General features: G+C 73.2%; 8 protein-coding genes. 6 read left to right on the top strand and 2 right to left on the bottom strand.

Annotated features, from left to right (window positions below):
* The first annotated feature begins 34 nt into the window (after nucleotides 1–34).
* From lon to AC27L3_RS21000, 4 genes are all read left to right on the top strand, one after another.
* Complete coding sequence (gene lon / locus AC27L3_RS21015; protein WP_487235597.1) at nucleotides 35–2431, top strand: endopeptidase La; 2397 nt, start codon at nucleotides 35–37, stop codon at nucleotides 2429–2431.
* 109 nt (nucleotides 2432–2540) lie between these two features.
* Entirely contained in the window at nucleotides 2541–3122 is a 582-nt protein-coding gene (locus AC27L3_RS21010) for a Uma2 family endonuclease (protein ID WP_487235596.1), read from the top strand.
* Nucleotides 3123–3175: 53 nt separating this feature from the next.
* Nucleotides 3176–3706, top strand: a complete 531-nt coding sequence (locus AC27L3_RS21005) for a DinB family protein (RefSeq protein WP_487235595.1) — start codon at nucleotides 3176–3178, stop codon at nucleotides 3704–3706.
* Nucleotides 3707–3823: 117 nt separating this feature from the next.
* Nucleotides 3824–6649 (top strand): M4 family metallopeptidase, encoded by a 2826-nt coding sequence (locus AC27L3_RS21000; RefSeq protein WP_487235594.1) that lies wholly within the window; start codon nucleotides 3824–3826, stop codon nucleotides 6647–6649.
* A gap of 101 nt (nucleotides 6650–6750) precedes the next feature.
* Here AC27L3_RS21000 and AC27L3_RS20995 read toward each other — a convergent pair whose 3' ends face one another.
* Nucleotides 6751–7656 (bottom strand): lysozyme, encoded by a 906-nt coding sequence (locus tag AC27L3_RS20995; protein WP_487235593.1) that lies wholly within the window; start codon nucleotides 7654–7656, stop codon nucleotides 6751–6753.
* 225 nt (nucleotides 7657–7881) lie between these two features.
* Here AC27L3_RS20995 and AC27L3_RS20990 point away from each other — a divergent pair, with 225 nt between their 5' ends.
* On the top strand, nucleotides 7882–8376 hold the full coding sequence (locus tag AC27L3_RS20990) for a MarR family winged helix-turn-helix transcriptional regulator (protein ID WP_487235592.1): 495 nt from the start codon (nucleotides 7882–7884) through the stop codon (nucleotides 8374–8376).
* Between the two features lie 228 nt (nucleotides 8377–8604).
* Here AC27L3_RS20990 and AC27L3_RS20985 read toward each other — a convergent pair whose 3' ends face one another.
* Nucleotides 8605–9375: a protein phosphatase 2C domain-containing protein gene (locus AC27L3_RS20985; RefSeq protein WP_487235591.1), complete on the bottom strand. Its 771-nt coding sequence runs from the start codon at nucleotides 9373–9375 to the stop codon at nucleotides 8605–8607.
* A 183-nt stretch (nucleotides 9376–9558) separates the two neighbouring features.
* On the opposite strand from AC27L3_RS20985, the gene AC27L3_RS20980 reads away from it, so the two are divergent.
* Complete coding sequence (locus AC27L3_RS20980) at nucleotides 9559–12252, top strand: sensor histidine kinase (RefSeq protein WP_487235590.1); 2694 nt, start codon at nucleotides 9559–9561, stop codon at nucleotides 12250–12252.
* Nucleotides 12253–12300: the final 48 nt, after the last annotated feature.

The following is a 12300-nucleotide window of genomic DNA, read 5'->3' as shown; positions in this document are numbered from 1 at the left end:
GGTACAGCTCAACTTGCCTGCCGAAGGGGAGATCATGGCTTCGACGTCCGCACCGCTCACCCTGCCCGTCCTGCCCCTCGACGACGAGGTCGTCCTGCCCGGGATGGTCGTTCCCCTCGACCTCTCGGACACCGAGGTCCGCGCCGCCGTCGAGGCCGCGCAGGCCGCCGCGGCGAGCGGCGCCAAGCCGCGTGTCCTGCTCGTGCCGCGCGTCGACGGCACGTACGCCGGCACCGGCACGCTCGGCACCGTCGAGCAGGTGGGCCGGCTCTCCGACGGCGACCCCGGCGCGCTGATCCGCGGTGTGCGCCGGGTCCGGATCGGTGCCGGTACGACCGGCCCGGGCGCCGCCCTGTGGGTGGAGGGCACCGCCGTGGAGGAGGTCACCCCCGACCCGCTGCCGGGCGCGGTGACCGAGTTGATGAAGGAGTACAAGGCCCTCGCCACCAGCTGGCTGCGCAAGCGCGGCGCCTGGCAGGTCGTGGACCGGGTGCAGCAGATCGACGATCCGGGTCAGCTCGCCGACAACTCGGGTTATTCCCCGTTCCTGACCGTGGCCCAGCGCGTGGAGCTGCTGGAGACCGCGGATCCGGTCGCCCGTCTGAAGCTGGCCGTCAAGCGCCTCGGTGAGCACCTCGCCGAGCAGGACGTCGCGGAGTCCATCGCGAAGGACGTCCAGAAGGGCGTGGACAAGCAGCAGCGCGAGTTCCTGCTGCGCCGCCAGCTGGAGGCCGTCCGCAAGGAGCTCGCCGAGCTCAACGGGGACCCGGAGAGCGAGTCGGAGGACTACCGCGCCCGCGTCGAGGCCGCCGACCTGCCGGACAAGGTGCGCCAGGCGGCCCTGAAGGAGGTCGACAAGCTCGAACGCGCCTCCGACCAGAGCCCCGAGAGCGGCTGGATCCGCACCTGGCTGGACACGGTCCTGGAGATGCCGTGGAACGAGCGCAGCGAGGACGCCTACGACATTCCCGGCGCCAAGGCCGTTCTCGACGCGGATCACGCGGGCCTGGAGGACGTCAAGGAGCGGATCACCGAGTACCTGGCGGTGCGCAAGCGGCGCGCCGACCGGGGGCTGGGCGTGGTCGGCGGGCGGCGCGGGGGCGCGGTGCTCGCGCTCGTCGGCCCGCCCGGCGTGGGCAAGACCAGCCTCGGCGAGAGCGTGGCCCGTGCGATGGGCCGGAAGTTCGTCCGGGTCGCCCTTGGCGGCGTGCGCGACGAGGCGGAGATCCGCGGCCACCGCCGTACGTACGTCGGTGCCCTGCCGGGCCGCATCGTGCGGGCGATCAAGGAGGCCGGCTCCATGAACCCGGTCGTCCTGCTCGACGAGATCGACAAGGTCGGCTCCGACTTCCGCGGCGACCCGGCCGCGGCCCTGCTCGAAGTGCTGGACCCGGCCCAGAACCACACCTTCCGCGACCACTACCTGGAGGTCGAGCTCGACCTGTCCGACGTGGTCTTCCTCGCCACCGCCAACGTCCTCGAAGCCATCCCCGAGGCGCTCCTGGACCGCATGGAGCTGGTGCGCCTGGACGGCTACACGGAGGACGAGAAGGTCGTCATCGCCCGCGACCACCTGCTGCGCCGGCAGCTGGAGCGGGCGGGGCTGGCGCCGGAGGAGGTCGTCGTCGAGGACGCCGCGCTGCGCAAGCTCGCCGGCGAGTACACCCGCGAGGCGGGCGTGCGCAACCTGGAACGCTCCATCGCCCGGCTCCTGCGCAAGGTCGCGGCCAAGCACGAGCTGGGGGAGCAGGAGCTGCCGTTCACCATCGGCGTGGAGCAGCTGCGCCCGCTCATCGGCCGGCCCCACCACACGCCCGAGTCCGCGCAGGACCCGGCCGAGCGCCGTACGTCCGTGCCGGGCGTGGCCACCGGCCTGGCGGTCACCGGCGCGGGCGGCGACGTCCTCTTCGTCGAGGCGTCGCTGGCCGACCCGGAGACGGGCGGCGCGGGTCTGACGCTCACGGGCCAGCTGGGCGACGTCATGAAGGAGTCGGCGCAGATCGCCCTGTCCTTCCTGCGCTCCCACGGTGCCGAGCTGGAGCTGCCCGTGGGCGACTTCAAGGAGCGCGGCGTCCACCTGCACGTGCCCGCCGGGGCCGTGCCGAAGGACGGGCCGAGCGCCGGCATCACCATGACCACCGCCCTGGCCTCCCTCCTGTCCGGCCGCCAGGTGCGCCCGGACGTGGCGATGACGGGCGAGGTCTCGCTGACGGGCCGGGTCCTGCCGATCGGCGGCGTGAAGCAGAAGTTGCTGGCCGCGCACCGCGCGGGCATCACGACGGTGATCATCCCCAAGCGCAACGAGCCGGACCTCGACGACGTCCCGGCCGAGGTCCTGGCCGCGCTCGACGTGCACGCGGTCTCGGACGTGCGCCGGGTGCTGGAGCTGGCCCTGACCCCGGCGACGGCCACCGTGCCGCTGGCGGCGTAGCGGCGCGCGATGTGACGCACCTCTCCCGCTGCCCGGCGTGCCGGGAACGGCGTGCGTATCGTTGTACTGCGCGGCTGCTGACATCAGTGGCAGCGGGGAGGAGCGCCAAGTGACCATCGTGCTGACCGACAGGACCAAGATGGCCGGCGAGCAGAGCTTCGACGACATGTTCGAGCTTCTCTACGAGATCGTCCCCGAGGGGTACAAGGGCGAGATCGTCGAGGGGGCTGTTCATATGTCGCCGCAGAGGCCAACGCACTGGGGAATCATTCGGGCCGTGCTGCGTCAACTGGAGGCGCACTTCGGAGAGGACAGCATCATTCAGTGCGACGTCCGCCTCGACCTGCCGGGCTACCGCAACGGTTTCGCCCCGGACCTGTTCAAGCTCTCCGACGGGGCCGAGAAGGACGACAAGGGCAAGTGGCGTTATCAGGACGTCGAGTTCGTCTTCGAAGTGATCTCGCGCGAGACCGCCGACAGCGACTACGGCAAGAAGAAGGCCGCCTACGCCGCCGGTGAGATCCCGGTGTACGTCATCGCGGACCCGTACACCGGGCAGTGCCATGTGTACACGGTCCCCAAGGACGGCGAGTTCCGCGCCTACCGCAAGCTCGACTTCGGCGACCCGATCGACCTGACCGACACCCCTCTGGGGCTCACGCTCTCCACGGCCAAGTTCCCGCGGGACTGAGGTCGCTGCGCGAGGGGTGACCGGCCGGGCCCGTCCGTGCCAGGGTGAGGCCCATGGTCTCGATGCCGGACGGGCGGGTCGTGCCGCCCCTGCACGCAGATGAACGGGCCATGCTGGAGGCATGGCTGGACTTCCACCGTGAGACCCTCGCGCTGAAGTGCGCGGGGCTCGACGACAAGCAGCTGCGTACCGCCTCCGCCGAGCCGTCGTCCATGACGCTGCTCGGTCTGGTGCGGCACATGGCCGAGGTCGAACGGAACTGGTTCCGGCGGATCTTCGCCGGCCGGCCGGACACGCCCTGGTTGTACGGGGAGGCCAAGGACCAGGGCTTCGTCCTCGACACCGACGAGGGCATCGACGAGGCCCTGGCCGCCTGGCGGGCGGAGATCGCCGCGGCCCGGGAGCTCGTCGCCGGTGCCTCGCTCGACGACTGCGGCACGCTCACGGAGGAGGGCGTGCGCTTCATGGGCGAGGAGCGGGTCTCGCTGCGCTGGATCCTCCTCCACCTCGTCGAGGAGTACGCCCGCCACAACGGCCACGCCGATCTGCTGCGCGAGCGCATCGACGGTGCTACCGGCTCGTAGACCCCGGCCGAAATCAACCCCCCACTCCGCACGCCCCATTGATCGGCTCCCGCCTCACGGGTTGCATATGCGCCGACCACAGAAATTCCGGCGTTCCGTACGTACGGAGGGGGAACCTTGCGCAGTTCCAGAGCTCGTTCAGGAAGACCGGTAGTCAAGAGCGGAATAGCAGGGGCGGCAGCGCTGGTGAGCGCTGCCGCCCTTGTCGTCGGTGCGCTGCCGGCCCAGGCCCTCGCGGCCGGGAGCGGCAGCGGCGGCGACCCGGCGGACGTCGTTCCGGGGAAGGGAACCTCCACCCCTTCCCTGGTCGACGGCATCCGGGACGCCGCCAAGGCCACGGGCAGCGCGGCCGATGCGGCCCGGGGGCACCTCGCGGACAAGAAGAACCGTTACCGCATAGCGAATCCGGCCCGTGACCTCACGCCCGTGCAGACCCTCGCCGCGGGGACGACGGAGACCGTCCGGCTGCAGCAGAAGCACCGCGGCGTCGAGGTCCTCGGCGGGCAGTACGTCGTCCGGATGGAGAAGAAGGACGGCAAGCGCGTCGTCACCGGCACCTCCGGCAAGTACTTCACCGCGCTGACCACCGGCACCACGCCCGACGTCGGCGAGGAGCTCGCCGTCCGGCGGGCCGTCGGCGCCGTCACGGCGCAGCTCGGCGCCAAGAAGCTCAAGGCCAAGGCCGGCGGGCCGGCCCTGACGGGTACCGCCCGCGGCCTCGTCGTCATCCCCAAGGGCCCCGGCGTCCTCACCCAGCACGTCACCGTCCGCGGCGTGGACCCCGCCACCGGCGAGCCGGTGCTGCGCGAGGTTTACATCGACGCCAAGGCCGGCTTCCCGGTCCTGCAGTACAGCGGGATCAAGACCTTCGGCGCGCCGAAGGCGCAGCCGGCCCCCGGCGCCCCGGCCGGTGACGCCAAGGAGGGCAGGGCCCCCGACGGCGGGCGCAACCCCGGCCTCCAGGGCTCGGGCGTGAAGTACGACGGCACGACGGTCGAGCTGGAGTTGTTCTTCGACACCGCGCGCGGCGAGTACGTGATGAACGACCACGCGCGGATGTGGGACACCAGCAAGAACGTGATCTCGACCTGGGACGTCCGCGGCAAGGACGTCACCGAGGTCAGCGGCACCTGGCCCGAGGGCATCAAGGAGTTCGGCTCCAAGACGCCGCAGTTCGGCAAGGACGCCACCGAATCCGGCGCGGTCGATGCGCACTGGGCGGCCGGCAAGGTCTACGACTACTACAAGAAGGTCCACGGCCGCGACAGCCTGGACGGCCGCGGCATGGCCATCAACTCCCTCGTCGGCGTCTCGTACTTCGGCATGCCGTACGTCAACGCCTTCTGGGACGGCACCAAGATGGTGTACGGCGGCGGCGACAAGGAGTTCCGGACGCTCTCCGCCGACCTCGACGTGGTCGGTCACGAGATGACGCACGGCGTCGTGGAGAACTCCGCCAACCTCGTCTACGCCGGCCAGTCCGGCGCCCTCAACGAGGCCCTCGCGGACTACTTCGGCAACGCCATCGCCGTCGACGCGGCCGGCATGTCGATGGACGACCCGGACGCGGGCCTGCTGGGCGGCAACCTGTGCCGTACCAAGTCGCCGCGCGACTGCGCCTTCCGCGACCTCAACGACGGGGCGACGACGGCCAAGAACTTCACGGGCACCTCCTTCGCCTACGACAACGGCGGCGTGCACCTGAACTCCACGATCTTCTCGGGCGCCCTGTGGGACATCCGCGAGGACCTCGGCCGCACGCTCGCCGACAAGATCGCCTACAAGGCGCTCACGGAGTACATGACCCCGCTCGACGGCTTCACCGAGGGCCGCAACGCGGTCATCGCGGCCGCCCGGGCCCTGAACGTCACCGGGCAGCAGCTGAACGTCGTCAAGCGCTCCTTCAACGCCCACGGCATCGTCCCGAACTGGGAGCAGGCCCTGGGCGTCGACTCCGACCAGCTGCTGGGCCGGCTGAACACCGCCGAGACCGGCGTGGGCGCCGGCGGCGGCTGGTGGGCCGCGGCCAAGTCGAACGACGACGGCACCGAGGCGTACTCGGTGTGGGCCGGACGTACGGACGGCTCCGGCACGCCCAAGCTGATCAGCCCGAACGACGGGCGCTTCCACGTCAACCCGGCGACCGACGGGAAGACGGTGGTCTGGTCGGCGTACAGCCCGGCCGGCATCGACGTGCTCTCCCGGCCGCTGGCCGGCGGCCCGGTCAAGAAGCTCTACAGCACCCCCGACACCGTCTCCGGCGTGCGCGTCGAGGGTCAGGTCGTGGTGCTGGAGAAGATGGACCTCTTCGGATCCCGCCACGTGGGCTACCTGCGTCCGGGTGACAAGCAGCCCACCTGGGTGGACGGCGGCACCTCCGACGTCGGCTCCGCGGCGCCCTCGATCAGCCACGGCCGCATCGCGTACGCCAAGTCCTACCGCGACGGCGAGGACTACCGCAGCGGCGTGGAGGTCCTCGACCTCGCCGGCGGCACGCGCACGCTGATGAAGCAGCTCGGGCAGCCCCAGGCCGTCGGGCAGACGGCCATCACCGGCAAGCACGTCTACTGGCTGGCCGACGAGAACGTGGACGACGGCCAGGTGGCCGTGCGCCGGGCGAACCTCGACGGCAGCGGCACGGTGGACGTGAGCCCGGAGAAGGGCGAGCGGGCGCTGTACGCCTTCGACGTCACCGCCTCCGACGACGCGGTGACCGTCTCGGCCCAGGTGCCGGACAGCCGCGCCCGCAACGAGTCGCTGGCCAAGCTGTGGCAGTTCGGCGCGGACGCCACCGGCGCCACCGCCCCCGCCCGGGTCTCCTGCAACCGCGGTGAGCAGATCGGCGCGGCCGCGGCCGGCGGCAAGCAGGTGGTGTGGATCGACGGCACCACCGGCTACACCGATCTGGTGACCCGCACCCGTCCCGCGGGCCACTGCGGCTGACTCCCGACGGAGGCGGCTGGCGGACCGCCCGTCCGGCCGACGCCCGTCCGGGCCCCCGGCGCGCCGATGCGCGCCGGGGGCCCGGTGGCGTACGTGCGCCGTCACCCGTAGGCGAGCGCCTTGAGCCGGGAGTAGGAGCCGTTGAAGCGGTTGTGGTCGCCCACCGTGCTGCCGCTGTCCGTGTACTGCCAGAGGGTGTGGAAGCCCCATCCGTTGGGCAGCTCGCCGGCGGAGGAGCCGTAGCGCGGGATCCACAGGGGGTTGTACGAACCGAAGCCCCCGTAGTTGCCGGTGCACCGCTTCCACCACGTGGTGGTGGTGTAGACGACGGCGTCGCGCCCGGTGCGCGCCCGGAAGGTGGCGAAGAAGTCGGCCATCCAGCCGATCAGGTCGCCGGCGCTCATGCCGTAGCACGTGTCGCCATAGGGGTTGTACTCCATGTCGAGCACGCCCGGCAGCGTCCGGCCGTCGCCCGACCAGCCGCCGCCGTGGTCGACGAAGAAGTCGGCCTGCTCGGCGCCGCTGGAGTTGGCGGGCAGGGCGAAGTGGTACGCGCCGCGGATCATGCCGCGGTCGTAGGAGCCGTTGTACTGCTGGGCGAAGTAGGGGTTGGTGTAGCTGGTGCCCTCGGTGGCCTTGACGTAGGCGAAGCGGGCGCCCTTGTTCCACAGGGTGGACCAGGCGACGTTGCCGTTGTGGCTGCTGACGTCCACTCCCTCGACGGTGGGGACGCCGGCCGAGCCCTCGTCGGTCTGCGGGCCGCTCTCGTGGGCGCGGACGGTCGAGCCCATCCAGTCGCGCTCGGGGTGGACGGGTTGGATGCCCGCACCGGCCGCGGGCGCCGCGGTGTCGGGCAGGGTCAGCGGGACGAGCAGGGCGAGGAGCAGGGTGAGTGCGAAGAGCAGGGGGACGGACCGGATGCGGCGGGCGTGGGCGGTGTGGGGGGCGCGTGGGGTCGCCGATCTCGGAGGAATCGGGCGACCCGGGCCGGAACGATGCTCGGGCATATGGTGCCTCCGAAGCCAAGGGTGGGGGGAGGGTGGGGGAGAGTTCAATGGCCAACCGATTGGTATGACCATGCCATTAATCAAGCTACGGACGGAGACGCGCAGCGCGATAGGGACCCGGGGTGCTGCCGTTGGTCTAATCCTGCGAAATACTGACCGAGCTGCGGCGACACGACGCGGCCAAACCGGATTTTTCAGCGGCTGAAAGCAGGAGAGGGCGTCCACGTGCACCAGACCGGTAACCCGCTTCCCGAGGACGGCGGCCCCCACGGCTGCGCCGGTGCCGGCGAGGACGAGGCCTTCCTCGCCCTGGAGCGCGAGCTCGCGGTCTTCCTGCGCCGCGCCCGGGCCACCTCGGGCGAGCTGGCCCGGCAGGTCCACCCCGACCTCGAGCCCGCCGCCTACGGCCTGCTGGTCCGTCTGGAGGAGTCCGGCCGGCAGCGCGCCACCGATCTGGCCGCCTACTTCGGGGTGGGCAAGGCCACGATGAGCCGTCAGCTGCGGGCCCTGGAGGAGCTCGGCCTCGTCAGCCGCGACCCCGACCCCGCCGACGGCCGGGCCTCCCTCATCCGGATCACCGAGGAGGGCCGCGCCCGGTTCACCCGCGTGCGCGACGCCCGCAGGGCGCAGTACGTGAGCCGGTTCGCCGACTGGGACCGCGCCGAGGTCGCCGAGCTCGCCCGCCTGATGCACCAGATGAACGAGCGCGCCGAGTCCTAGACCGCGTCCGGCGCCCCGTCTGCGGGAGCGTCGTGGCTTGTCGCGCAGTTCCCCGCACCCCTTACGGGGCACTGCACCGGCCCACGGCGCCCTGTAGGGGCGCGGGGCGGTGTCGATCTGCGGCTGCCGCCGCGTGGGCGCGATCGGCCACTGACGGCCCGCAGTCGACGCGCCACCCCGAGGCCCGGGTGAAGCCCCGCGCCCCTACGGGGCGCCGGGGCGCCGGGGCTACAGCTGAACGTACACCGCCGTCGCGTCGTCGTGCGGCTTGCCCCGGGGGAAGGCGCGGCACCGCGCGTCGGCCGCCTCCGCCTGCCGTACGCGCTCGACGAGCGCCTGGGGACCCTCCTTCGCCAGGAGCGCGAAGCACTCCGCCCACGCGCCCTCGCGGAAGACCTCCACCCAGCGGGATGCGCCGTCCGTCAGTGCGGCCAGCGCACGGACGGCCTCGCGCGCCGTCGTCCCCGTGACCGCGCGGGCGGCCACGCCCGGGTCGGCCGCGGCCGTGAAGAAGCCGCCCTCCGCATTGCGCTGGTCGTCCGTCACCGGGCCGAGCGCCACCAGCCGGTCGAGGCGGTCGTCGAGCACCGCGCGCACCTCGCCGTCGGCCCCCTCCAGCAGCAGCACCGAGTCCGACAGCACCAGGTGCTCGACCACCTCCGCGTCCCAGCGCACGGCCACCACCGTGGCCTGCGGGGTCAGTCGGGCGGACAGGTCGCAGGTGTCCCGGTGGGCCTGTGCCGTGCGCGCCACCGCCTCCGACAGGCACGTGCCGAGCGGCATCAGCCGCTCGCCGGCGGCCAGTTCCAGCAGCGTCGTACCCAACCGCGTGGTGAACCAGGGCACTCCGTGCACGCATCCCGTCCCGCGCGCCGGCGGCGTCACCCCGTCGAGGACGACGAGCGCCCCGCCGGCGCCCGAGGCGGGCAGGGCGACGGCCGCGAAATCCTCGTTCGGGCGGCCCGAATCCCCTGGCTGACCGGCAAGTTCGATGCGCATGCGACCAGTGTGCCGGATGCCCGAATTTCCGTGCCCTTCGACGCGCATCCTTCCGGCGCGCCGCGCTGTTGATGTAGTGGGGGCACTTGCCGGGGGGATGCGGTGGGTGACACCCGACAGGGGTCAGATCGGTCAGGGTCAGTCGGCGGTGCGCCGGACGACGAGAGCAGATTGCGAGCACCGGTGCGGAAGAAGCGACTTCGCGGCGGCCAGCGCGAACAGCAGACCACGGCAGTGCCGGAGCGCACCGCCCGCGTACGCAACCGGCTCATCGCCTCCGTGGCCGTCGTCTCCCTCGCCGCCCTCGGCGCGGGCGCCTTCGGCATCGCCGACGCCATACGCGACCTCGCCGACTCCCGCGACCTCGCCGCCGGTGCCGCCACCGGCAGCGGCGCGGTCGCCCTCGCCCACTCCCTGGCCGACGAGCGCGACGCCATGACCGAGTTCGTCGCGGGCGGCCGCTCCGGTGCGCCCGTGCCGGTGGCCGCCTCCGAGGAGCAACGCGCCCGCGTCGACCGGCAGATCCAGGAGTTCGGCCCCGGCGCGCCTGCCGCCCTGCGCCACCGCCTGGCCGGCCTGCCCGAGCTGCGCCGCCGCGCCCTGGCCGGCCCCGGCGACGCGCTCGGCGTCTTCACCGCGTACACCGCCACCGTCCAGGCGCTGCACGACGCCGAGTCCGACGTCGTCCAGCGTCTGCCGGCACGCGCCCGGTCGGCCGAGGCCACGGCCCTGCCCGCGCTCGGCCGCGCCGGCGAGGCGGCGTCCGCCACCCGGGCCCTGTTCGCCGCCGCCCTGGCCGCCCACGGCACCCAGCCCGGCTACGGCCAGGCCGCCCTGCAGCAACGGCTGCGGGAGCAGGCGGCCCTCGCCGACTTCCGCCGGCTCGCCCCGGCCGCCCTGCGCGCCGAGTACGCCCGCACGGTCGCCGGGCCGCAGACCGCCGCGGCGGAGGCCCGGCTCGACCGGCTCCCCGAGCGGCCCCAGCCCGCACCGGCCGAGCTGGAGCGGCCCGGCCCCGTGCGGGCCCAGCTCACCGCGCGCCTGGAGCAGCTGCGCGGCCTGGAATCGACCCTCGCCACCGAGGAGATGGCCCGGCTCGGGGCCCTGCGCGACCGCGACGCGACCGCCCTGCAGGTGCGCTGCGCGCTCGCCGCGCTGGCCTTCCTGCTCGTCGTGGCCACCGGGGTGCAGTCGGCCCGCTCCGTCACCCGGCCGCTGGCCGCGCTGCGCCTCGGGGCGCGCCGCCTGTGCGCCGAGCCGGGGGCCCGCGAGCCGCTCTCCTTCCGTGGCCGCGACGACGAGTTCGCCGAGATCGGCCGCTCCGTCAACGTCCTGCACGGCACCGTCGTGCGGCTGCGCGAGCGCATCGCCCTCCTGGAGGGCGAGCGCAACCGCCTCGACGTCGCCCGCCAGGATCTGGCGGAGGAGCGCGACGCGCTGCGCGAGCGCTGCCACGAGCTCGACGAGCGCATGAGCGGGCTCTCCGGCCGGGTGCACACCACCTTCGTCGGCCTGTCCCGGCGCACCCTCGGCCTCGTCGAGCGCCAGCTGACCGTCATCGAGTCCATGGAGGCCCACGAAGCGGATCCCGACCGGCTGGAGGTGCTCTTCACCCTCGACCACCTCGCCACCCGCATGCGCCGCTACAACGAGAACCTGCTCACCCTCGCCGGCGCCGAGCACTCCGGCGGCCACGCCACCCCCGTCCCGCTGCTGGACGTGCTGCGCGCGGCCGTCAGCGAGATCGACCGGTACGAAAGGGTGCGCATCCACTCCCTGCCCGCCCGCGCCCAGGTCGCCGGCTTCGCCGCCGACGACATCAGCCACCTGGTCGCCGAGCTCCTGGAGAACGCCACCGCCTTCTCCCCGCCCGACGTCCAGGTCCAGGTCTCCGGCTGGCTGCTGGAGAACGGCGAAGTGATGCTCTCCGTCCAGGACGAGGGCATCGGCATGGCGCCCGAGCGCCTCGACGAGCTCAACGCCCGCCTGGCCCAGGCCGGTCCCGGGCCCCGCGCGGAGGCCCCGGGCGCTCACGACGAGCCCGTCATGGGGCTCGGCCTGTACGTCGCGGCCCGGCTCGCCGCCCGGCACGGCATCCGCGTCCAGCTGCGCGAGCAGCGGCCCGGCGGCATCACCGCCGTCGTGGTGCTGCCCGGCCGGCTGCTGCCCGCCGAGCCGCCCGCGATGAGCGACCCGGCCGCCGCGCCACCCGTCCCCGGTGCGGCCCGCACCGGGCCGCCCACCGACCTGCCCGGGGCCGCCGCCGAGGTCAACTCCCACGTGCTCCAGGGGCGTTCCTTCCATCCACCGTCCGTGCCCGGGCCGCGCCGCGCGGCCCCATGGGCCCACCAGGACGAGCAGACCATCCAACTGACCACCATTCGCAAGCCCGTACCGCCGGAGGCTGCGCACCGGCACGCCGCGCAGCCTCATCCGGCGCACTCCCCCCACCCCGCCGCCCACTCCCCGTACGTCACCCACGCCTCGCCCCCCGAGTACGGTCACCCGGGCCACGCGCCCGTCGTGCCGCCCTCGCCGCACCCCGACTCCCGGCTGCAGCCCGAGCCCCGGCACACGTCGCCGGCCGCTCCCGGCGTCACCGGTACGGGTCTGCCGCGGCGCACCCCCAGGGTGGTCGCCCAGAAGCCCGTTCCGCTGAGCGTGCGGCAGGGCGTCGACCCCGAGGCCCTGCGCCGCAAGCTCGCCGGCTTCCAGCAGGGCGCGCGCGAGGGGCGCCGGGACGCCGAGGAGGAATGGGCGACGGAAGTGGCACCGGGGTTGACGCGCCGTGATCACGGCATCGCCGATCGTGGTACTGATCGGGGACGAGCGGGGGCGCCGGACGAGGGCGGCACTGTCGAGGAGGCACGCGGTTGACTGCATTTTCCCAGGGGGCGACGCCCGTCACCCCCACCTGCACCACGG

Source organism: Streptomyces sp. PKA51 (assembly GCF_057552455.1).
This window is presented reverse-complemented; position numbering and strand designations above follow the sequence as displayed.